Source organism: Exiguobacterium artemiae 255-15 (genome assembly GCF_000019905.1).
GTDB classification, from domain to species: Bacteria; Bacillota; Bacilli; order Exiguobacteriales; family Exiguobacteriaceae; genus Exiguobacterium_A; species Exiguobacterium_A artemiae.
On the sequence record NC_010556.1, the window covers coordinates 1,320,577 to 1,341,355 of the forward strand.

General features: G+C 43.5%; 29 protein-coding genes and 1 pseudogene. 25 read left to right on the forward strand and 5 right to left on the reverse strand.

Going from position 1 to position 20,779, the window contains the following annotated elements:
- From EXIG_RS06760 to EXIG_RS06795, 9 genes and pseudogenes are all read left to right on the forward strand, one after another.
- Window positions 1-657, forward strand: a complete 657-nt coding sequence (locus EXIG_RS06760) for a hypothetical protein (RefSeq protein ID WP_012370184.1) — start codon at window positions 1-3, stop codon at window positions 655-657.
- Between the two features lie 38 nt (window positions 658-695).
- Window positions 696-1,169 (forward strand): SMI1/KNR4 family protein, encoded by a 474-nt coding sequence (locus tag EXIG_RS06765; protein WP_012370185.1) that lies wholly within the window; start codon window positions 696-698, stop codon window positions 1,167-1,169.
- Between the two features lie 21 nt (window positions 1,170-1,190).
- A pseudogene (locus tag EXIG_RS06770) lies at window positions 1,191-1,475 on the forward strand (DUF2750 domain-containing protein); the annotation flags it as partial.
- A 175-nt stretch (window positions 1,476-1,650) separates the two neighbouring features.
- The gene (locus tag EXIG_RS06775) at window positions 1,651-2,043 is read left to right on the forward strand and encodes a DUF5412 family protein (protein WP_012370187.1); all 393 of its coding nucleotides are present in this window, start codon (window positions 1,651-1,653) and stop codon (window positions 2,041-2,043) included.
- Window positions 2,044-2,072: 29 nt separating this feature from the next.
- Window positions 2,073-2,639: a hypothetical protein gene (locus EXIG_RS06780; RefSeq protein WP_012370188.1), complete on the forward strand. Its 567-nt coding sequence runs from the start codon at window positions 2,073-2,075 to the stop codon at window positions 2,637-2,639.
- A gap of 172 nt (window positions 2,640-2,811) precedes the next feature.
- The gene (locus EXIG_RS06785) at window positions 2,812-3,348 is read left to right on the forward strand and encodes a hypothetical protein (RefSeq protein ID WP_041261574.1); all 537 of its coding nucleotides are present in this window, start codon (window positions 2,812-2,814) and stop codon (window positions 3,346-3,348) included.
- Complete coding sequence (locus tag EXIG_RS15895; protein ID WP_012370190.1) at window positions 3,345-3,515, forward strand: hypothetical protein; 171 nt, start codon at window positions 3,345-3,347, stop codon at window positions 3,513-3,515. Before EXIG_RS06785 ends, EXIG_RS15895 begins: the two co-directional genes overlap by 4 nt.
- A 159-nt stretch (window positions 3,516-3,674) precedes the next feature.
- The gene (locus EXIG_RS06790; protein ID WP_012370191.1) at window positions 3,675-4,154 is read left to right on the forward strand and encodes a hypothetical protein; all 480 of its coding nucleotides are present in this window, start codon (window positions 3,675-3,677) and stop codon (window positions 4,152-4,154) included.
- A gap of 111 nt (window positions 4,155-4,265) precedes the next feature.
- Window positions 4,266-5,078, forward strand: a complete 813-nt coding sequence (locus EXIG_RS06795) for a hypothetical protein (RefSeq protein WP_012370192.1) — start codon at window positions 4,266-4,268, stop codon at window positions 5,076-5,078.
- Here the strand turns inward: EXIG_RS06795 and EXIG_RS15710 are convergent.
- Complete coding sequence (locus EXIG_RS15710; RefSeq protein ID WP_012370193.1) at window positions 4,982-5,920, reverse strand: IS30 family transposase; 939 nt, start codon at window positions 5,918-5,920, stop codon at window positions 4,982-4,984. The genes EXIG_RS06795 and EXIG_RS15710 overlap by 97 nt on opposite strands.
- Before the next feature lie 199 nt (window positions 5,921-6,119).
- Between EXIG_RS15710 and EXIG_RS06800 the strand changes: the two genes are divergently transcribed.
- Together EXIG_RS06800 and EXIG_RS06805 are read left to right on the forward strand one after the other, a co-directional pair.
- Window positions 6,120-6,554, forward strand: a complete 435-nt coding sequence (locus EXIG_RS06800; RefSeq protein ID WP_012370194.1) for a hypothetical protein — start codon at window positions 6,120-6,122, stop codon at window positions 6,552-6,554.
- Window positions 6,555-6,772: 218 nt separating this feature from the next.
- The gene (locus EXIG_RS06805) at window positions 6,773-7,390 is read left to right on the forward strand and encodes a hypothetical protein (RefSeq protein ID WP_012370195.1); all 618 of its coding nucleotides are present in this window, start codon (window positions 6,773-6,775) and stop codon (window positions 7,388-7,390) included.
- A gap of 65 nt (window positions 7,391-7,455) precedes the next feature.
- On the opposite strand, the gene EXIG_RS06810 is transcribed toward EXIG_RS06805, so the two are convergent.
- The gene (locus EXIG_RS06810) at window positions 7,456-7,812 is read right to left on the reverse strand and encodes a hypothetical protein (RefSeq protein ID WP_012370196.1); all 357 of its coding nucleotides are present in this window, start codon (window positions 7,810-7,812) and stop codon (window positions 7,456-7,458) included.
- Between the two features lie 21 nt (window positions 7,813-7,833).
- Window positions 7,834-7,986, reverse strand: coding sequence for a hypothetical protein (locus EXIG_RS15900; RefSeq protein ID WP_167315842.1), 153 nt, complete (start codon window positions 7,984-7,986; stop codon window positions 7,834-7,836).
- A 59-nt stretch (window positions 7,987-8,045) separates the two neighbouring features.
- Here EXIG_RS15900 and EXIG_RS06815 point away from each other — a divergent pair, with 59 nt between their 5' ends.
- The 12 genes from EXIG_RS06815 to EXIG_RS06865 all read left to right on the forward strand — a co-directional run bounded on the left by EXIG_RS06815 (window position 8,046) and on the right by EXIG_RS06865 (window position 16,222).
- Window positions 8,046-8,765: a hypothetical protein gene (locus EXIG_RS06815; protein ID WP_148206605.1), complete on the forward strand. Its 720-nt coding sequence runs from the start codon at window positions 8,046-8,048 to the stop codon at window positions 8,763-8,765.
- Between the two features lie 772 nt (window positions 8,766-9,537).
- Window positions 9,538-10,710: an IS200/IS605 family element RNA-guided endonuclease TnpB gene (gene tnpB, locus EXIG_RS06825; protein WP_012370198.1), complete on the forward strand. Its 1,173-nt coding sequence runs from the start codon at window positions 9,538-9,540 to the stop codon at window positions 10,708-10,710.
- Between the two features lie 149 nt (window positions 10,711-10,859).
- A complete protein-coding gene (locus tag EXIG_RS06830) occupies window positions 10,860-11,117 on the forward strand; it encodes a hypothetical protein (protein WP_012370199.1) in 258 nt (85 codons plus the stop codon).
- A 108-nt stretch (window positions 11,118-11,225) separates the two neighbouring features.
- The gene (locus EXIG_RS06835) at window positions 11,226-11,852 is read left to right on the forward strand and encodes a hypothetical protein (RefSeq protein ID WP_012370200.1); all 627 of its coding nucleotides are present in this window, start codon (window positions 11,226-11,228) and stop codon (window positions 11,850-11,852) included.
- Window positions 11,842-12,525, forward strand: a complete 684-nt coding sequence (locus tag EXIG_RS06840; protein WP_012370201.1) for a hypothetical protein — start codon at window positions 11,842-11,844, stop codon at window positions 12,523-12,525. Before EXIG_RS06835 ends, EXIG_RS06840 begins: the two co-directional genes overlap by 11 nt.
- Window positions 12,526-12,652: 127 nt before the next feature.
- A complete protein-coding gene (locus EXIG_RS06845; RefSeq protein WP_012370202.1) occupies window positions 12,653-12,961 on the forward strand; it encodes a hypothetical protein in 309 nt (102 codons plus the stop codon).
- Window positions 12,962-12,979: 18 nt separating this feature from the next.
- Window positions 12,980-13,213: a hypothetical protein gene (locus EXIG_RS15835; protein WP_012370203.1), complete on the forward strand. Its 234-nt coding sequence runs from the start codon at window positions 12,980-12,982 to the stop codon at window positions 13,211-13,213.
- A gap of 71 nt (window positions 13,214-13,284) precedes the next feature.
- Window positions 13,285-14,061 carry an ankyrin repeat domain-containing protein gene (locus EXIG_RS06850; RefSeq protein WP_012370204.1) on the forward strand — a complete coding sequence of 259 codons (777 nt, stop codon included), beginning with the start codon at window positions 13,285-13,287 and terminating at the stop codon, window positions 14,059-14,061.
- Between the two features lie 37 nt (window positions 14,062-14,098).
- On the forward strand, window positions 14,099-14,311 hold the full coding sequence (locus EXIG_RS06855) for a hypothetical protein (protein WP_012370205.1): 213 nt from the start codon (window positions 14,099-14,101) through the stop codon (window positions 14,309-14,311).
- Window positions 14,312-14,437: 126 nt separating this feature from the next.
- Window positions 14,438-15,289: a hypothetical protein gene (locus EXIG_RS06860; protein WP_012370206.1), complete on the forward strand. Its 852-nt coding sequence runs from the start codon at window positions 14,438-14,440 to the stop codon at window positions 15,287-15,289.
- Between the two features lie 207 nt (window positions 15,290-15,496).
- The gene (locus EXIG_RS15905; RefSeq protein ID WP_012370207.1) at window positions 15,497-15,667 is read left to right on the forward strand and encodes a DUF6440 family protein; all 171 of its coding nucleotides are present in this window, start codon (window positions 15,497-15,499) and stop codon (window positions 15,665-15,667) included.
- Between the two features lie 237 nt (window positions 15,668-15,904).
- Window positions 15,905-16,222, forward strand: coding sequence for a hypothetical protein (locus EXIG_RS06865; protein WP_012370208.1), 318 nt, complete (start codon window positions 15,905-15,907; stop codon window positions 16,220-16,222).
- A 107-nt stretch (window positions 16,223-16,329) separates the two neighbouring features.
- On the opposite strand, the gene tnpB (EXIG_RS06870) is transcribed toward EXIG_RS06865, so the two are convergent.
- The gene (tnpB, locus tag EXIG_RS06870; protein WP_041261889.1) at window positions 16,330-17,502 is read right to left on the reverse strand and encodes an IS200/IS605 family element RNA-guided endonuclease TnpB; all 1,173 of its coding nucleotides are present in this window, start codon (window positions 17,500-17,502) and stop codon (window positions 16,330-16,332) included.
- Window positions 17,503-17,608: 106 nt separating this feature from the next.
- Here tnpB (EXIG_RS06870) and EXIG_RS16230 point away from each other — a divergent pair, with 106 nt between their 5' ends.
- Together EXIG_RS16230 and sstT are read left to right on the forward strand one after the other, a co-directional pair.
- Window positions 17,609-17,872: a type II toxin-antitoxin system RelE family toxin gene (locus tag EXIG_RS16230; RefSeq protein ID WP_012370210.1), complete on the forward strand. Its 264-nt coding sequence runs from the start codon at window positions 17,609-17,611 to the stop codon at window positions 17,870-17,872.
- A 469-nt stretch (window positions 17,873-18,341) separates the two neighbouring features.
- Window positions 18,342-19,613, forward strand: a complete 1,272-nt coding sequence (sstT, locus tag EXIG_RS06875; RefSeq protein WP_012370211.1) for a serine/threonine transporter SstT — start codon at window positions 18,342-18,344, stop codon at window positions 19,611-19,613.
- A 126-nt stretch (window positions 19,614-19,739) separates the two neighbouring features.
- Here the strand turns inward: sstT and EXIG_RS06880 are convergent, their stop codons facing one another.
- Window positions 19,740-20,645 (reverse strand): TerC family protein, encoded by a 906-nt coding sequence (locus tag EXIG_RS06880; RefSeq protein ID WP_012370212.1) that lies wholly within the window; start codon window positions 20,643-20,645, stop codon window positions 19,740-19,742.
- Window positions 20,646-20,779 lie beyond the last annotated feature (134 nt).

A 20,779-nucleotide genomic window follows, 5' to 3' on the forward strand; every position in this document is an offset into this window, starting at 1 on the left:
ATGAATGAGCTGACAATCTTCGAAATCTCTTTTCAGACAAAGAGTATCCAACGGAAACTTCAGGCGTATGAGATCAACGTGCTTGGTCAAATGCAAATCGTATATGAAGTCATGTGTTATGACCATGCAGTAGGCGGCTACATGAGTGAACTGACAGAAGAAGTGTTATATGACGCCCTAGTGCGCTATGATCGTTTTCCCTTATACATCACGACGAATTTTGATGAGATTCGAGAGGATGAGTTGCACATTCTGGAGCGTTTAAAAGCGCGACCATTAAACTGTCATAAACATCCACGATATGAAGGCGATCAGCGTCGCACGGGTTTTTATTGTTGTATCGAAGTGTTGAATGCGAATGATCTACATTTCGTGTTAAGCGAGACATTTTTTCGAGCCGCTTGGAGTGAAACGTTCATCATCACGTTCACACGACCCGCGTATCAATTAAAAACCTCAGGAAAATGGATATTCAAAGAAGCGAAATTTACGCATGTGCTCGATGCACATGATGGGTTGCCGTTCATTCTTCCTTCTCATGACGCGCTTGGTTTCATGTGGTTCGCAAATGGAGATGCCTTCAAGACGGTAGATCAGCTAAAAACGATATTACCGGATAGTTATGAGATGGACCACATCATTGATACAGAAACGTAAATGCAAGAAACGAAATTGTACATAAAGGAGTAGTGAAAATGGAACACCAGATCGGATTACCAGGCATTACAGAAGAACGGTTGCAGGAAGTCGAGACAGAACTCGGATTTTCGCTGCCTTCCGAGCTGCGGACGTACTTTAAAAAGGAAAATAAGTTTGAAGCCGGTGAGTGGCAATTCCATCCGATCAAGGACGAACAGTATATCAAGCGGACGTGGGAAGACGTCGTCCATGTCAACTCGACGGATGCAGAAGACTATCCGGACGGGTTTTTCCGGATTGCCGCGGACGGTTCCGGGGATGAACTCGGCTATCTCTTGCCGGACACAGAAACCATCGTCCTGTGGGATCACGAAGAACAGGAGTTGTTCCCGGTCGCCCCGACGCTCGTAGTCTTTTTGGAACAAGAGCAACAGCTTTTAGAGAGTGCCATGCAGGCGGAAGACTTTCTTCAGACGGTAATTGAGACAGGAACTGTTTACGGTTTATCGAAATTGAAGCAGTCGGGCTAGGCCTATTGTCCATCGAATCAAGAGGAAACGGATGTGCCGCTGTTTTTCTCGACGGAAGAAGGCGCACGTGCCTGTCAGAGGAACGGATGGGAGAATTATCATCTGATTCGACTCGATCTCGAGGTCTTTACAGACGGCTGGCTGCCGAACATGATTCAAGACGGTTTGTATTGCGGACTGAACTGGGATGCCAGTTTACAGGGACTGGAGCTGAACCCGGAGAACGTTCTCGAGGAACTCGAAGGGGAACGACAGAGTAAGCACCACTTTTCCGGCCGGACGAGCGGAAAAGTGGTTTTTTTATGAAACCGACTTTTGGAACGAGACGTAGTTGATATAACAAGTTAACGAATCGAGGAGAAAACATGACTGCATCATTTGCTCCTTATCCGTCAAACAGTATGGCTACCTGTGCTTTGCCGGCGGCTTTCTACTGCTGTACTGGATCGGTGCGTCATGGTAAAAAGCAAGAAAAGAGGAAATGAACGTGTGGAAAAAAATTAGAATCATCGCGAGTCTACTTGTCATACTGCTGGCGGGATATTTGGCCTGGCAAATCTATATCTCGCTCTTCGCCGTAGATATCAAATACGTACCGCAAGGCGATTTATACAAGACGGTCACTTCTCCGGACGAGCGGTATACGTTACGGTTTTATCGTTCGAGCGGAGGGGCGACGACGGGATTTGCGATGCTCGGAATCATGGAAGATCAAAAAACTAAAGAACAGCGGCGCATCTACTGGGAATATCCGTGTAGAGAGGTAAGTGTGAAATGGCGACGGGACGTTGTCATTATTAATGACACCCGCTTAAACATTTGGACCGAGGTGTATGATTTCAGGTTGGATCAACCGATTTATCCAGCAAAATAGAGTTTATGAAGGGAAGATGAAATATCCTGATGATCATACTTAGAAAACAAATCGGCAGCTTGATGTATTCCTGGACCATTTATCGCGACGGCCGGACGGTTCAGGCATTATTTGGAGTCAATGAACCGTGGATGCTGGATGAAGATATTGATGAAAAAACGGAAGAACGGTTTACGTTTCGTTTTCAAGCCCGACGTCGCGTGAAGGAACTGATTGCCGAGAAGCAGGCGGACGGGTATCAACAGGAAATCACACCGGATCCGGTGCCGATTCAAGAAGAACAGTTGACGTTTCACAAGAGGGCGACATGGTTTGCGTATGTACTTTTCGGAGTGGTATTGATTCCGATTGTAACAACCTGGACTTTATCTCCGTACGTGATAGTCATCCTTGCAGTACCCTTCCTCATCATGTCGACGAGCGGAAAAATGCTGCCGTTTTGGGTCAAAACGATGTGCTTTATCAGTTATGTCCTGATTAACATCAGTTACAGACATGCACCGGGCATAAAATATCTGGACGCCGGTCTGTTACTCGTAACGGGTGTGTTCCTGTATGTGTATATGAAAAAAAGCAAAAAACGTTTTGACACGTAAGCTGACAAGGAACGGGAGGGTCAGGTATGCCGACAACATTTTTAAAGCAGTTGTTGCAAGAAAAAGAGAGTTCAGACTTCTCATCATTACGTTCCGCTTATCTTGCGAAACAACAGGGATTGCGAAACGTGTTTTTACAGCAGATGAACAAATTCATAGCGGAAGCACTCGTATGGGACATTCAGCGACAACGGCAGTTCACGGACTGGTTGCTGCATGTGAACGGGAGGAAGAGGTACACGAATTGTTGATTCATCCCTTGAATGAGCGGTTATTGAAACCTGTCCTCAAGCAGTGGATGAATGATTTGCCGGAAGACGTACGACCGTATCGGTGGTTTGGCGTCTTCTCTTTTGAAGAAGATAACCGTCTTGAGTACCTGCAGACGGCGATTGACCGCGGAGGTCGGCAGGAACAATTGGCAATTGAGACGATGATTCGTCATCTGTTGAATTGGCTATGGTATGCCTTCCATCATCTCAATGAAGATTTGTATTTAAGTGAGACGGAAGACGATGCGGAGACGCTGAAAGAAACACGTTTGTTGATTGATCAACTCGATGATTCGGTTCAAAAGACCGAGTTCATGGAGGAATGGCAGGAACACGCCCGGACGTATGAACTTTGGTTGCGTTTTTCAAAAGAAGAGACGGCAGGGTTCATGGAGTGGCGGGAGCGACAAGAAAAGCAGGGAGAGAATAAGCAATGAAAACGCCATACGATCCATACAAGAATACGGAACTGTGGAACGTCATTTCGGAAGCGATTGACGAATTGGTTGAAAACGATGACTTGAAAGAACGGACGACCCATAATCATATCGTCGGATACCTCTGTCAAAAAGTATCATCTAGCCTAACAGAGAAGGGAAACTGAGTAAATAGGATTTTGAAGCGGACTTCGAATAATTGAATACCAGCGATTGAAAGCGTCTCGCCTAAGCTTGTTGAAGTAACCATTCAAGTAGAAGGTGAGATTTTTTAATATGCTTACTAGAAATCTTAAGCACAACGGATGTTAGAGAGGATTATATCGATGAAGACAACTTATTCTTATGAAGAACTTTTGAAATTTGACGACCCGTTTGAATATGAATTGGGTCTCCCGTTGAAGATCAATAACCTGCCCTCAACCGTGGTGGAAGAGGATATCCCGGACAGTAAAACAAAACTACTTGAGAAGCTGGCGGAAGGTTACTCCTTGATCATTCAAAAACCGCAAATTCCAAACGAGAAAGTGTTCGCTGCGCTTCAACTGTTGGGCGAAAATGATTTCATGAAATTGTATGCGGTAAACGAAAAGGATTTTAATGAACCATTGTGGGATCTTTTGTATGAGAGTGAATACAACCTTCACTGGACATTCTTTTTACTAATAGAGATGACAGGTGTCGTTTTCGAATTGTCCTATACGGGTGGAGAAACTCGCGCTCTGACTCTCTCAGGTCTGAACGCAAATACCCTGATTCACCTACGGCTTGAAGTAGACGAAAGCGTGACCTGTCGGTGGGGTTGATTAGATAGAAAAATCACAAAGATAATTCACGAACGCTGCGATTGATGAATGGGGTTTTGGGTTTGCAACGTACTAAGGAATGAGGTAAGCCAAGTTTTAGGAGGAGCAAAAGTGGAATTTCAGAGTGGTGAATGGATTGATATCTACCGGGAACTGTTACCGCATGACGATTGGCAAGAGCTCGTCCGAATTCAAGTGACTCAGGATAACTATCCTTTTGAAGTCAAATTGTTGGAACGTCCGGTGAAACAAAACCGCAATACCTACGATTTATCAGATTGGACAGTCTTGTCGCATATCATTATGACAGAAACGTCGCAACTGAAGACATTTCTAAATCAACTCGAAATCGAACAGATAGGGATGTCAGCCGAGTCGAAGACGATTCTCAGCATTCGGAAACACGGGCAGGAAATCGTTTGCGTTACTAACGATAGTGTCTCGATGTATGGTGTCGTCTATGAGGAACTAAGCGAGTCGGGTACGGAGTACGAAAACTTTTTTGATGCTGTCTTACCGTATGCGACGTTCCCGGTTGAGGTCGTCTTTTGCGGCCGTGGCGTTTTAAATGATGAGGACTCGATACATGCGATGACATTGACCGATACGAATTGGCAAGCGGTCTTCGAAGATCGTCTGTTGCATTTGCTGAACCGAAAAGAAATCACTTCTGGATTCCTGCCAACGAATTACTCAAAGCCCTCTCGACGAACGCTCGAGAACTTCATGACAGAGTTCATGTTGTGCATGCCGTATAACTTCATTGTGACACGTGATGCAAATGGACGGTTTGGTATGCTCGATCATTTTTGTACCAAGACGGTTTGTCAAATTAAGTGCAACACTTCTTGCGTGAAGACCTCGTATGCAGTTTTCCAGTTAAGACATTTTCGTGGTCTCCCATTAATCCAGGCGAGCGCTTGAGCGATTTCAGAACGACTGACCTTTCCGAAATCTGTCCCCTTCGGGAAAAATTCACGGAGAAGACCATTGGCGTTCTCGTTACTACCACGCTGCCAAGAAGAATACGGATCTGCAAAATACATGGGTAAGCCTAACGTGTCACGAATTCGTTCATGACAGCTAAACTCTTTTCCACGATCTGTCGTCGCAGTTTGGAACGTTCCCAACGGGAAGGAAAGATGTAATGCTTGAATCGCAGACTCCATCGATTGAGCGGACCGATTTTCCATCGGTACAGCGAGATAAAAACGACTCTTTCGCTCGACGAACGTTGCGACACAGGCTTTTGACGTTCCTCTACCCGATACAACAGTATCAAGCTCCCAATGTCCAAACGTTTGACGCCCTTTGACGTCGGACGGACGTTTACTGATTGGCAGTCCGACGTTGAAGCGTCCGCGCGTCTCACGTGGTTTCTGACGCTTTCCCTTTTGCCGAAGAAGTCCAGAATCGGCCTCGACGAGGCCACTATAAATCCAACGATAAATTGTCTTGAACGAGAGTCCTTCTTCTTGGAATAATCGTCCGGCAATTTGTTCAGGGGACCACGTCTCCCGTAATTTTTCGAGGATGCAGATTCCTTTTTCGAGCGTAAACTTCGTACGTGCACCGCACTTCTTCTTTCGCTCCACATAACGCTGGTCAGCATGAGAAGAATCGTAATGAGGATTTCGTTTCAATTCTCGTGAAATCGTATAAGGTTGACGCCCCAGGCGTCCCGCAATCTTTCGGACAGAGAAACCTAGCTCGAGATACGTCTCTATTTTGACTCTTTCTGATATGGTAAGATGAATATAGCTCATAACGAATCCTCCGTTGAATTTTGTGTGGTAACTCTATTCTACACGAGGCCGTTATGGGTTTTTTTTGTGTTTTCAGCTAGGTGTTGCACTTAATATTACAATTCGTCACCAATGAAAAGATTGCGCATTTTGGAAGTATAGATGATGTAGAGACAAATCCAGGTCAACACAGATAAAAAAGAAGAAGGAGGAAAAAGCGATGAGCTTAGCTTCGTATATTTGTATGGATAGGCAGATACCTGATAAGTATCTAGATTTGGATGACGAAGATGAAACACTTCCATTTTATATAGGGCGGTGTTTTGCAGATGAAAATTGTCTATACAATGTTAAAACTTCACAGTTTCATAAATGGTATGTGTATGAGATTTCAAGTCACTGGGGCAGCGAAATCGTAGAACCTTTCGATTCCGTTGTTTCAGTGAGGTCAAAAGAAAAATTACGTCATTTATTTACGCTCATGAACGAGTTCTTAGACGAGGGGGAATCCTTTGAACTATATACATGTTGGCTTGGAGAAGAGTCCTATCCAAAAGAAAAAAGTATGACGCTCTCTTTAGAACTTGAACAGCTGGAGGATATTCAGATTCCTGAAAGAACACATATCTTAATCACAAAAACTCGTGGGAACTAAAACTGCTTATTAACAGAGATGATGATTCAAGTGATTCGCTTTCCCCTTAAGACAATATCTGCGATGTCATGGATTGTCTCATCGAAACTACCTCTTAAATGAAATAGATATGTCTCATTGTTGAACATAAATGAAGTCCATCGATATATAATCTATTACCGTTTAGCAAACAATCCTGAAGATGACTTTGACAATCCAGCGAAAGTGAGAGAAGCAACATGCACATCTATATCGAAGAAAAGCTGGATCACGTGAAAACGATCAAAGAGTACTATGTAGTGATGAAAGGACAAGAACGACTGAAAACTATTTTTTCGTTCGAGTATTATAACGAGGATTCCAATGAAGATGAAATCATTTCGGATGAGGAAGTTTTAACGCAATTATTTACGCGTTTGAATCGTTTTCCCGTCTATCTATCCTTTGGGTTACATGAACTGACTGATTCAGGAATAGAAGATGTGATATCTACGGTTAAGCAAAGAAAGTTACTTTATACGCAGACTTCGGTTAATAAACGTGAGACTTATATGATCATTGAAGTAAATCAACCAGAAGACTTGCTTCAAGTGCTAGAGAAGTCACTTTCATTGGCTAGTTACAATGGCTACTATTTGATTTCTTTGACGAATCTATTGAAATTTGAAACGCGGCGTACTAGACGGTGGTTCGTCAAAAAAGAAAGACTCGTACCAGTGGTCGATATGACAGAACCGACGACGTTTTTGAAAATCGGATTTGATTTGGAGAATGTCCTGATCTTCTCAAACGAAGCATGTTTCGATGCATTGGAAAAAATCGAAGCATTCTTTCCTGAGGATGAAATCGAACAGTAGGCAGAAGGGAGGCAAAAATATGTTTGGTATCAGTAAGAGCATAAATTAATTGCTTAAAATCAGTCTCAGGATAATCCTAGGAAAAAAATCAGTCGATCTTGATAAACAGCCTGTATACACATACCTTTTAATTTTTGCAAAAAATAATGCAAATCTTGAATGAGAGGGTCTGCCGACTTCAATCTCCATGGTTCATGAGGGAAACAATGTCGATGAGAAAGAACCTCACAAATACCAAGGAGTTCAAGGACTTCAGTGGGCTTGAATAGTTTATCTTCGTATTCATCCAGTTGGATGAGTAAAGCACAGCGGTGTTTAATGACCTCAGTATCCTGAGATAAAAAAATTTGTAGGCGATCGGGATAGATTAACGTCCCCTCTTGATCTGAAATATCGATTAAATCGTTTCTAATTAAAAACATCTGCAAGTTCTCCTTCGTGTTTTAATGATAAGCAGGTTTCTTCAATAAATAACGAGGTGGTGCTCCAAATGATTGTTCTGTCTCAAAGTAAGCCAGTTCACCGGGAATGCAGGAAATGATGGAAGAAAAGCCAAATCCAACGGCGTGTTCAAGCACTCCGGCATGAAGATTCATTAAAATTTCAAATACTTTATGATTATTATAGCAATCCCGTATGAGAAGGAGATGAACATTTGAATTACATATCTGCAGGATATTTTCTTGTTATGCCAACACCCCGCAAAGATTATATGGATGAAAATATTGTTTCTGAAACCCTGCTATCAGTGAGTGATTGTCTCTGTAAGCAATATCCTGATACCAGTATTTTATGGGGAAATTCTGAAGTGAAAAAAGAACGCTATATGGATCAACTCGGTCTTTCGCTCAACACCGTTCAGTTATTCGAACAATGGATGGAAGAACATAGGAATACTGGTGATGTTTTGTTTCCTCAAGTATTTTCTGATTTACATACTGCGGAAGATTTTTTAAAGCGTTTTTTGATTCATCTACCTGGTATACGCATCATCAGCATCGGATTACCTGAGCAGTATATAGTAGATTTTCTTAAAGATGTAGAATTATTCAACAGTAAAAATCCTGAACCATATGGAGTGGAAAAAATGTTGTCACAGCACCACCCACCTGGGATAGAGGGAGCAAAAAAAATAGGATACGAAGTTTTGGGATTTGACTCTGGCTCGTTTCACTCTTATTTATGTAATGGATTAGAGCGTGATTTGCATCAGCATTTTAATTTTTCACCAAATCGTTATGGGTTGATTGATTCGATAGAAGAAGCTGATCGTTATTCAGATTATTGTAATGCATTGGGTGAGAAGACAGAATCCGTACTATGGTTTCCGTGGGCCATTTTTGAACACAAGAAAAGAAGAGCAAATAAGAATTAACGATTGATACAACTGAGGGGACAATATGAATCAATCAATATTAATAAGATCTTTCATCGCAGTATTTGTAATTAACATAGGCTTGTGGATTTTCATAAGATTTTCAATTGATGAGTTAGTTTCTGATAAACGTATTTTATCTGCTTTTTTTATGATCACCATTTGGTTAATATTTATCTTACCAATCAAGAGACTGGATGTTTATAAGAATCAACCGATACCCTATTGGACGTTTAACCTAGTAATGACGCTTGGTATGATTTTAATCACTATTATTTGTTTTTCTGTACTTATAGTCGTATTCCCGTAAAAATATTTAAATTCGAAGAAAAATATATCGAAAAGCATCGAGCGGATCAATTCGAAGATCGATTGTTCGATACGGATGAACTAGTAAACTTCACCCGTAATCCTTTCGTATAAGAGGTTTTAAAACTTCATAATTAATTGTTGCGATCAAGAGAAGTACGGTCAATCTATTAAAACTCACGATAATCAAACGAAGCCTACATCCAATCAGCGATGTCGGCTTTTTCTTTATGTGGTATTTCTAAACATCTTGTCGATATCCGATTGGGAGAATCACGTTCCTTGATTACGATCTCTAAATATTTAATTTGGGATTTTTTTCATGAGTGAAACTTAATAAAGGAAAATATCGTATTTATCAAAAATTAGGCGAGAATACTTCCACTTCTAAGCAAAGTGAAAGTGGGAGATTAATCGCCAGCCTGCCTTTCGGGTACATTCCCTTCAAAGGAGGTGAAAAATAGTGGTGAAACACAAGGCTTACAAATTCAGAATCTATCCCACGAAAGAGCAGGAAATCCTGATCGCGAATACGATTGGATGTTCGCGCTTCGTCTTCAATCACTTCTTGGCGAAGTGGGAGGAAATGTACAAGATCACTGGGAAAGGACTGTCCTACGGTTTTTGTTCTAAAGAAATTCCTCTGTTGAAGCAGGAGTTCGACTGGTTGAAGGAAGTCGATAGCACTTCTGTTCAAACGAGCGTTAAGCATCTTGCCAATGCGTTTGACCGCTTCTTCAAGAAACAGAACGAACGCCCTCGATTTAAGTCGAAGCGGAACCCCGTCCAATCGTATAAGACCAATATTCAAGGGAAATCTCAACTTCCCGAAGCCTCTATCATCGGGAACCAGTTAAAACTTCCGAAGCTGAAATGGGTTCGTTTCGCCAATTCGAAACAGGTCACAGGCCGTATATTGAACGCAACCGTCCGACGAAACGCTTCAGGAAAATACTTCGTCTCCCTGCTCGTCGAGCAGGAGATCAACGAACTGCCAAAGACCGGTTCATCCGTTGGCGTCGATGTCGGGTTGAAGAACTTCGCCATCCTTTCGGATGGCACAATCTACAAGAACGACCGTTACTTCCGTTCGCTTGAGAAGAAACTGACACGCGAACAGCGTAAGCTCTCCCGCCGTCAACGCATCGCGCTGACCAAGAAAGTGAAACTTTCCGAGGCGAGGAACTATCAGAAGCAAAAGCGAAAGGTCGCCCGTATCCATGAAAAGATTGCCAACAAGCGCACTGACTTCCTGCACAAGGTATCGACCGAGATCGTCAAAAACCACGACGTCATCGGCATCGAGACCTTGCAGGTGAAGAACATGCAGAGGAATCGCAAATTGAGCAAGTCCATCTCTGATGTCAGTTGGTCAGAGTTCTTCCGCATGCTCGAATACAAGGCGGACTGGTATGGGAAAACCGTCGTGAAGGCCGGAAAGACCTTCGCATCGAGTCAACTCTGCTCGAGTTGCGGTCATCAACACAAGGATGTGAAACATTTAGGCTTGCGAGAATGGACATCTCCGAATTGCGGGATCCACCACGACCGTGATGTGAACGCAGGATTGAATCTCAAACTAGAAGCGGAACGTATCTTAGCTTCTTTAACCGTCGGGACGACGGGGTTAGCCTGATCAATTTTCGACCGTTAGGTAGGATAACTCAGGAATCCTTCACCTCTAAGCGAAACGTAGGTGGAGGTAGTTCAATAGTAGTATAATATCTTTATCAAAATAAACTTGCTATCTAATGAAAATGAATATATATCTTGGAGGAACCGCTCGTGATCTTACCATTCATCGGTCTTGCCGCCGGACTCTTTTTGTTGATGTTAGGAACGTACTTCATCCGATGTAAGCATGCGAACAAAACGCCGCTATCCGGGCATGGAGACGGGGTCGATCATGTCGATTCGTTTTTGCTCAGTCTTCTCTTATCAATTGGTGTCATCCTCTTTAGTTCATTATCCGTCAGACAATACGGTTATTTCTGCTTAGCAGGAGGGGTACTTTTACTGTATGGTGTCAACGAAGTTTGGTAAGGAAAAGAGAAGAAATAATAGGCGGGCATCATTCATCACACACGACTGAAGGTGTAGGATGCAGTCTTAAAAAATTATATATACAGCAATGTAAAGGGAGCTACCAGCATGGTGCAATTATTGAAGCAAATTGACGATGAAGTCTATCATGTCGTCTATCACCAAGAAGGACGCACGTTATTCGTCAGGGAAGGTGTTGCCCGGAAAGAACCGGCCCTGAATAGTGAGGACATGATTGAAATTAACGAGGAGACGGCGACTGTTCGAATTCCTTTAAAAAATACATTCGCCGCCTATCGTCAGAAAAAAGAATGGATGCGTCAAAAGATGGAGGAGGGGTACTTGAAAGCACCTTTTTCTCAATCTGAGGCGATGAACTACCGCGCAGATCGGCGCAACATCAAATTACGTCTCCTGAGTGCTCTCTTGCTCATGCTGTGCGGATTATCGACATTGACCGGTCTGTTACCGATCCCGGGATATATTCCGCTTGTGTTCTTATCTTTCTTTTATCCGATCTATATTGAAGGGAAAACAGCCCGTGCCCGTTTTTATCGTTGGTCGGGAGGCGTATTCTTTTTTGTATTGGCCGGTTCATCAAAAGATTATTTAGAACCATTTAATCTTTCTGCCAACGGAACCGTCTGCCTTATCGCAGGATTCATCCTCTTGCTGTACACGACTCAACAATTAAAGGAACTTACGACGAAGGAGATCACACCGCATGAAGGATAAACAAGAATCACTGATTCAATTAAAACGAGAGATCAGTCAAACCGTCGATTACTGGGTCTGTTACCGGGTGGGGCGGACGCTTTATCAGGTCTCCGTCCAAGAGCAGGCCAATGGTCAAACGAACGAAGGGGAGGTCACGACAGAGCGGTTCCCGTTCTATTTTGGCATGAAACAGCGGATGCGTCAGTTGGCCGAAGAAAAAGAAGCACTCGGCTTTCGACCGCTGACAGAGGCAGAACAGGCAGCGCACGTCATTGATGAACCGGAAGAACCACCTCTTGATCCTGGCTTTTTTGAGCCGGCCATTCGTTTGGCGTGGCTGCTCCTTGGACTCGGGATTCTCTTGTTCGTCCTTCCTTACGAGAGGCTTAATAATTTTGCATTCGGTTTAGGACTTTACGTCTGGTATGAGACATTTGGTCAGGTTGGTCTGCCGAAATTTTTCCGGCGGTATTTTCACGGAATGTTTGGTGCATTGATGGTATTGCAAGTCTTGTCCGCTTTTGAACTGGAGCGGGAAGTACAGCCATACTACGCCAGTTTATCTGTTTTGTCCGCGGTCATGTTGGTGTTACTTGTCGTGCAGTACCATTTGAAAGAAACGGATCAAATCGGACAAGATAAACGTGTCAGTAGACGCAAAATTACAGAGTATCCGGATTTCGATGAGTGAAACTGAAAATCCCATGCACTCAACTTTCGGAAGACTGGTGGATGGAACAATCCTGTAAAATATAGGTAGCACATTAATATGCACGATTCATGAACTGAATCAGTCTATCGAAAAAGGGAGTGATGTCATGGACGTACAACGGAATTCTGATTTTATCTTTGAGCTTTTGTTGGTCATCTGGGTAATAGGAGCGATCGTTGTCATCACTAGTCAAGCTCGGAACACAAAAACTTTAAAAGAAAGTCTGTTCAGAGGAACACTTGTCAACTTTATCTATACACTGATTATCTCCCTAATCTGGTTTTTTGAAGTCGCGATTGATGGAGTCAGTCAGGTTCTGGTCGTTTATTTCTTCGTTGGTATCTTTCTGATTCTTGAGGCGTTTCTCCTGATTGTTCTCTTGCTGGTTAAACGTAAAAAACTAACGAACTTTTAACACATAATGGAGTTAAGCGTGAATCGATACACCTGGGTCACCCATATTGCTACACAACTGTCCATGCTCGATATGAGACGACGGGCGATTTCATTATTAGTGAAACACATCGTGCGTCTGGAAGAACCGAGAGCAAAATCGAGTATGTTGCTCCATATCGGTATGTTGTATCTTGTCGGGACAGTCAAGAGGCTTGAGTTCAGATGGAAACGTTTATTGATCCGACGTATAGAAAAAGAAGAAAACGAGTAAAATCGTTTTCTTCTTTTTCTATACGTCACGATATCATTCGCTTTGACGACAGTCGAAAAAGGAGAGACGACATGACTAAAAAATCCATTCAAGATTATGCTTTTTTCGGAAATATCAAAAAGGTGAAGACCTGTATCGCGCGCGGAGATGATTTGAATACGCTCGATGAAGAAGGATCTTCCGCACTGCACTGGGCAGTCGAGGAAGGGTATGACGAAATCGTCACGCTGTTGCTTGATCATGGGGCGGATATCAACCAACGCGATAAGGATGGTCTGACACCGTTGCATCTCGCCTTGTATGAAAAGCAGGGTGAAATCGCAATCCAACTGATTGACCGCGGTGCTGCCCTTGATTTTGACGGGGACGGCTTTACGGCACTGCATTTTATCGCTGCCTGTTCCGGGAATAAACGGGTTCTCCGGCGATTACTCGAAGACCGGACACGTGTGGATTGGCAGACAGATAGTGGAGAAGGGCATACACCGCTGCATTATGCGGCTCAAGAAGGAAAAACAAAGAAAATTCGTATGCTGGCGGAAGCGGGGGCCGATGTCAACCGGATGGGAATGAACGGCTTCGCACCGCTCCATCTGGCGGCCGGGGAAGGGCATGTCAAAGCGGTAGAGGCATTATTGGCAGCAGGAGCCGACATGGAAATCGAAAATCCGTTAAATGAGAACAATACCCCGTTGATGCTGGCGAGTCAGTACGGCTTAACCGAAATCACCAAATTATTGTTGGAGAATGGTGCAGATCGACAGCATCCAGACACGGAAGGAAGAACGGCACTCGACTTTGCCGTCAAACACCGTTATCCGGAAATTGTAGCTTTATTACAAACTTGAGCAGGAGGAAATCGATGTAAAGAAATGGATTGGGGTCTTGATTATCGTCCAGACGGTTTTGTTTAGTATGCTGATCATCCAGCTCAATAAAATGACGGAGACGATTGCGGCTGTGGGATCAATGATTGCTACGAAAGACGGGGATCTTGCCTGGGGAGGAGGATTACCGACAACGGATTATGTCCTGTTTGGAATCTTGATTTTCTTAGGTGTTGTTCTTCTCATACCGGAAGGGAAAATAAAGCAGTAATCCACATGAATTCTGTTCAACAACGGCATCCGGACGTGATAAACTGAAGACATGGAATATATTTACTTATTTCCTTGGAATAAAAAATGACTGAAACATAATCCACATAAAAAAGGACGTGAACGTATGAAAAAAGTAACGGTTCGTAAAGCAATGGCGAGTACGCTTGTAACGGCTCTTGTATTGACGGGAGTCGGAGTAAACAGCAATGTAGCGGACGCTTCGACCAAGACGACGCAAGTCGCGAAGAAAAAATTCGACTACAAAAAGTATCGCGCCAAACAAACGAAAGTCGTAGCATCGTACGGCAGCACACTCTTCCATATGGGGAATCTGGGCGGAATCAAAGTACCGGACTACATCACGGATTCTGTGTACCGCGCCAAAGTGGAAGCGTATAACAAAAAATCAAAACAGTATATGACGGACCGGAAGAAGGCACGAAAAGAAGCGGAAGCCTTGAAAAAGCTGATTAAAGAAGTGAACACGCAGAAGGAAAGAAAGGCTGCGGACAAACGGATTGATACTTTGAAAAAAGAAACGATTCGTTTGACGAAGGCGGAAAAGGTGTTGACCAAAGAAGGACAGGCTCTTTATAAAGTGATTGTTGACTACGAAAATAAGCAAATCAAGTTATTTGAAGGTCAGTACGGATCGATTACAAAAGCTTTAACCGTACTCGACTATAAGGACTACGCCAATCGTTTGAAAATCTACCTGGATGCCAATAACTTCAGTGCAGACGAGAAAATCGAAATCATGGATCAAGTATATGATCGGCTTTTGTATGCTCGTGAAGACTCATCAGAAATCGTCGGAGACAAACGCGGTGCAATCAGACTGCTGGTTTACGCCGGTAAATTTGAAGAAGCAAATCAACTGTTTGTGAATACAAAAGAAACGATCCTGGTTGAAGAAAACGCGAAATTAGATGCGTTATACACAAAAATTATTGAAGTCTACATGACGGAAAAGTAACAACAGAATTGGTTTACAATGCACAGCATCCTTTTCGGATGCTGTTATTGTTATGCTTATTTTTACTTTAAGCTCTATTCTGCTGGGGCGGAGAAGACAGGGAGTTGAAGATGATGTTAGAGTTACAGCTTTTGAACATTGATGAGCTCGAAGTTCCCGAGAAAATATACGTCTTGATTAAAAAATGAAGCAAGGAGTGTGCACGAAATGAAAAAGCGGTTTACCGTGAAGTCCAAACAACATCTGAGCGGAGGAATCATTAAAATCATCGTCGATACAGAGACCGGTGTGAATTATATAATGACAAGCGGTCTTGGTCTCAGTGGCATGACACCCTTATTAGACAAAGAAGGAAATGTGGTTGTCGATAGAAATTAAATCTCTATACACATTTTTATGTGTCTTTTAAAACGTTTATCTATACGTTTTTTGAAACGTGCGATACGATGTATATAGTTATTAAAGTAAAGAAATTATCTACTATATCATATTTAAAACTATCCACGTGCTTTTCACTCATTCATCTAAACGTTTCAATGGCCTGGTGCCTATCTATGAAAACTGAGATTACTGTAACGAGGTGAAGAGCAGAGTGGGATTGAGGAGGAGTTTTATATGATTTCGAAATCAAAAGAACGGTCGGTTGTGATGCTTACTGCGGATCAAATTATCTCAACGACTGCTGTCTCACGTTCTTTCAAACAAACAAGAGAAAAAGCACAAGAGGTGCCACTCTTCGTCACTAATGCGCAAGGAGAAATTGATACGGTCGTTGTAGGTTTTCATCAATTCGAAGAAATGAGCGAGATGATTGTCAAACAAGCAGCTTTAATTGAAGAATTTGAGCTTCTTTCTCGTCTGCGAGATGCGGAAAATTCGCCGGAAACATTCATTGATGCTGACGACGTGTTTGCTTCTCTGAGCATTGACTAAAAATCAATGTTGAAAGTGTGGAATGCTCGTGTTTGAACTACCTCCACCTACGCTTTACTTAGAGGTGAAGGATTCCTGAGTTATCCGACCTAACGATCGAAACCTGATCAGGCTAGCCCCGTCGTCCCGACGGTTGAAGAAGCTAAGATACGTTCGGCTTCTTGTTTGAGATTCAGTCCTGCGTTCACATCCCGGTCGTGATGGATCCCGCAACTCGGGCATGTCCATTCCCGTAAGCCAAGATGTTTCACGTTTTTGTGTTGATGGCCGCAACTGGAGCACAGTTGGCTCGAAGCAAAGGTCTTGCCGACCTTCACGACGGTTTTCCCGTACCAGCCCGCCTTATATTCGAGCAGGCGGAAGAACTCCGACCAGCTGACGTCCGAGATGGCCTTGCTCCACTTGCTGTTCTTCTGCATGTTCTTCACCTGCAAAGTCTCGATGCCGATGACATCGTGGTTTTTGACGATCTCGGTCGATACCTTGTGCAGGAAGTCAGTGCGCTTGTTGGCGATCTTCTCGTGGATACGGGCCACCTTCCGCTTCTGCTTCTGATAGTTCTTAGAGTCAGAAAGCCTCACTTTCTTGGCCAGGGCGATTCGTTGACGGTGGGAGAGCTTACGCTGTTCGCGCGCCAATTTCTTCTCAAGTGTTCGGAAGTAACGGTCGTTCTTGTAGATCGTGCCGTCTGACAGGGTGGCAAAGTTCTTGAGTCCGACATCGACACCGACAGATGAACCGGTCTTCGGCAGTTCGTGGATTTCCTGCTCGACGAGCAGGGAGACAAAATATTTGCCTGACGCATTACGTCGGATCGTGGCATTCAAGATACGGCCTGTGATCTGTTTCGAATAGGCGAAACGAACCCATTTCAGCTTCGGAAGTTTGAGCTTGTTGCACACAATCGAGACTTCAGGAAGTTGAGACTTGCCCTGTATGTTGGTCGTGTACGACTGGACGGGATGGCGCTTGGACTTGAAACGAGGGTGATCGTTCTGCTTCTTGAAGAAGCGGTCGAACGCATCGGCAAGGTGTTTGACGCTGATCTGTACAGATGTACTATCGACTTCCTTCAACCAGTCGAACTCCTGCTTCAACAAAGGAATTTCTTTGGAACAAGAACCGTAGGACAGCCCTTTCCCAGTGGTCTTGTACATTTCCTCCCACTTCGCCAGGAAATGGTTGAAGACGAAGCGCGAACACCCAATCGTCTTCGCGATCAGGATTTCCTGCTCTTTTGTGGGATAGATTCTGAATCTGTAGGCCTTGTGCTTCAACACCATTTTTCACCTCCTTCAAAAGGACCTTCAAACAAAAGGATCTTTAAAAGGACTATACCCGAAAGACAGGCTGGCGATTCATCTCCCACTTTCACTTCGTTTAGAAGTGGGAGTATTCTCGCCTAAATTCGATAAAGTTAATTTTCACCCTAAAGCTGTTAAAGAACTTAAAAAACTTGATCGACAAATCATTCGAATTATTCAGCGTGATGTACAGGAAAAATTAGCAGTTGATCCAAAAAATCATGGTGAACCGCTACGTGCTCCATTAACTGGTTGTTATAAGCTAAAGTACAAATCATTGAATCTTCGGCTCGTTTACACGATTCGTGACGAGCAATTAACGATTATAAAAATATCGGATGATTAGGAAATTCAGCAAGAGATTGAAGGAATTGTTAGTATTTTAGCAATTGGAGAGCGTACGAGAGAACGCGTCTATAGAGATGCTTTAAATCGAAAAGAAAAGTAAGTACAAATTGTGATAATTAAAGAAGACGATTCCTGTATTGAACGAGGAATCGTCTTTTTGTATGTCGTTAAAATCGATTAGTTTTGATTTCTATTTCGTAAGAACAAGTTCCTTAAAGAGTATTTCTCCTTCTTAATAATGCAATCGATTGCATACCTATTCTTTTAACACCTAGTCTTAAACGAATCGGATTTCTTGCAAAAAACTAGTTTTTATTTCACCGGATTTATGTAAAAATAGAACACAACAAACTGAGAGAATTTTTAGAAAAATAAACGAGTAAACTATCTGTCTTTTGGATAGGAGAGAGAATCGTTGTTTTTCAAATTCTAAATAACTTATTCGTTTTGAACCTGGAGGGGAACGTATGAAAGTGTTGAAGATGTGGAACCAAATCAGTTTAGTGAAGCAAATTGCAGTCGGTTTGATTATTGGTATTATTTTAGCTGTATCGATTCCTGAAGCTGCCCAGTCCATCACCATCTTTGGAACACTGTTTGTTTCCGCGCTGAAGGCCGTTGCGCCGGTTTTAGTATTCTTCCTGGTCATGGCAGCAATCGTCCAGCATAAAAAAGGACAACAGACGAACATGAAGTCGATTGTCTTCTTGTATCTCCTCGGGACGTTCTTAGCGGGAGCCGTTGCTGTCGTATTCAGTTTCCTGTTCCCTGTCAACATCGCGCTGACGGAGAGTACGGAGAAATTAGCTGCGCCGGGTAATGCGATTGAAGTCATCCGGACACTCGTCTTGAATATGGTGGACAATCCGGTCAATGCGTTAGTCCAAGGCAATTACATTGGGATCTTAACGTGGGCCATCGTGCTGGGATTAGCACTGAAAAATGCTTCCGATTCAACGAAAACGTTCATTTCTAATTTCTCGGATGCGATCGCGAAGATGGTCGGTTGGATCATTAAACTCGCACCACTCGGAATCATGGGGATTGTCATTGAGTCGATTACAAAAAACGGTCTCGGATCGCTGCTCAACTATGGTCAACTGCTTGTGCTGTTGATCGGGACGATGCTATTTGTAGCGCTTGTCGTCAATCCACTGATCGTTTTCATCAACGTTCGTCAAAATCCGTATCCGCTCGTCTTTAAATGTATCCGTGAGAGCGGAATTACAGCCTTCTTCACACGGAGTTCGGCTGCCAATATTCCGGTTAACATGGAACTGTGTAAAAAACTTGGTCTCGATAAAGAGACGTATGCGATTTCGATTCCGCTTGGCGCGACCGTCAACATGGCGGGAGCAGCCGTTACGATTTCGGTCTTAACGCTTGCTGCAGTCAATACGCTGAACATCCCGGTCGATCTTCCGACAGCCATTATCTTGAGTGTCTTAGCTGCTGTCTGTGCCTGTGGAGCTTCCGGTGTGGCCGGTGGTTCACTCCTGCTGATCCCGCTTGCGTGCAGTCTTTTCGGGATTCCGAATGAGATCGCGATGCAGGTCATCGCTGTCGGATTCATCATCAGTGTCTTGCAGGATTCGTTTGAAACAGGACTCAACTCTTCAACGGATGTGCTGTTTACAGCGACTGCTGAATTCAAAAAGCGGTTAAAAGAAGGCGAAAACTTATCAATCAATCGTACAGCCATTGCGGAAGAACCAACTGAACAAGTCGTCAACAGCTGATTTGCATTGATGCTGTCAAAAAAGATGAAAGACATCCCGTAAGAAGAGATGTCTATCATCTTTTTTGTCGTCATGGATGGAACGGAAAACAAGGAGAGAATCATGTGATTCCCTCCTTGCCTGAAGTTACTTTTGTGTTCTTGTCTTTTTAAAGCTGTAAATGACACTGATCAGGATGACAAGGACGATTGTTCCGAGTGACATCCAGATTGGCATTTTGTAGACATCACTGAAAATCATCTTTGCTCCGATGAAGACGAGCATGAAGCTGAGACCGTGTTTCAGGTAGTAGAAGCGGTCAATCAGGTTCGCGAGGACGAAGTAGAGACTGCGGAGTCCAAGGATTGCCATGATGTTCGCGTAGAAGATGATGAACGGATCACGCGAGTAGGCGAAGCTTGCTGCGACCGAGTCGACGGCGAAGACGATATCCGAGACTTCGATGAAGATCAACGCGATTAACAGTGGTGTAAAGAACAATTTACCGTTGATTCGCTGTGTAAATTTACCGGACGAGATGTCTTGTGTGATTGGCAAGCGTTTTTCCAGCCAACGGATCGTTTTGTTTTCTTCAAGCGACGTTTCCTGACCGATGTTCTTAAACATCATGTAACCCGTGTAGACAAGGAATGCCCCGAAGATGTAGTACACCCATGCGAAGTTCTCAAGAAGCGATACTCCGGCGACGATGAAGATGACGCGGAAGAGAATGGCACCGAGAATTCCCCAGAACAAGACTTTGTGCTGGTACTTCAACGGAATCGCGAAGTACGCAAAGACGAGTGAGAAGACGAAGACGTTATCAATCGCGAGTGCCTTCTCGATGAAATAAACGCTCGTGTATTCAATAGCAGCGTCACTACCTTGTGCGTAGAACAACCAACCGCCAAAGGCGACGGCGAGTCCGATCCAGACGAACGTCCACGTCCAGGCTTCGCGGAGCGAGACCTCATGGGCTTTCCTGTGAAACACGCCAAGGTCCAGTGCGAGCATGATGAAGACGATGGCTAAAAATACAATCAATAGTGTCAACAGCGCTTCCTCCTTTGAAGTGATGTGCTTTTCATATTTTGATTATAAGTTCATAAGAACTCAAAGTAAAGAGATAAGTGTGCTGCTTTTTTATTTGGATGTGCGATCGATCGATTTGTGGATTCGAAAGAAGT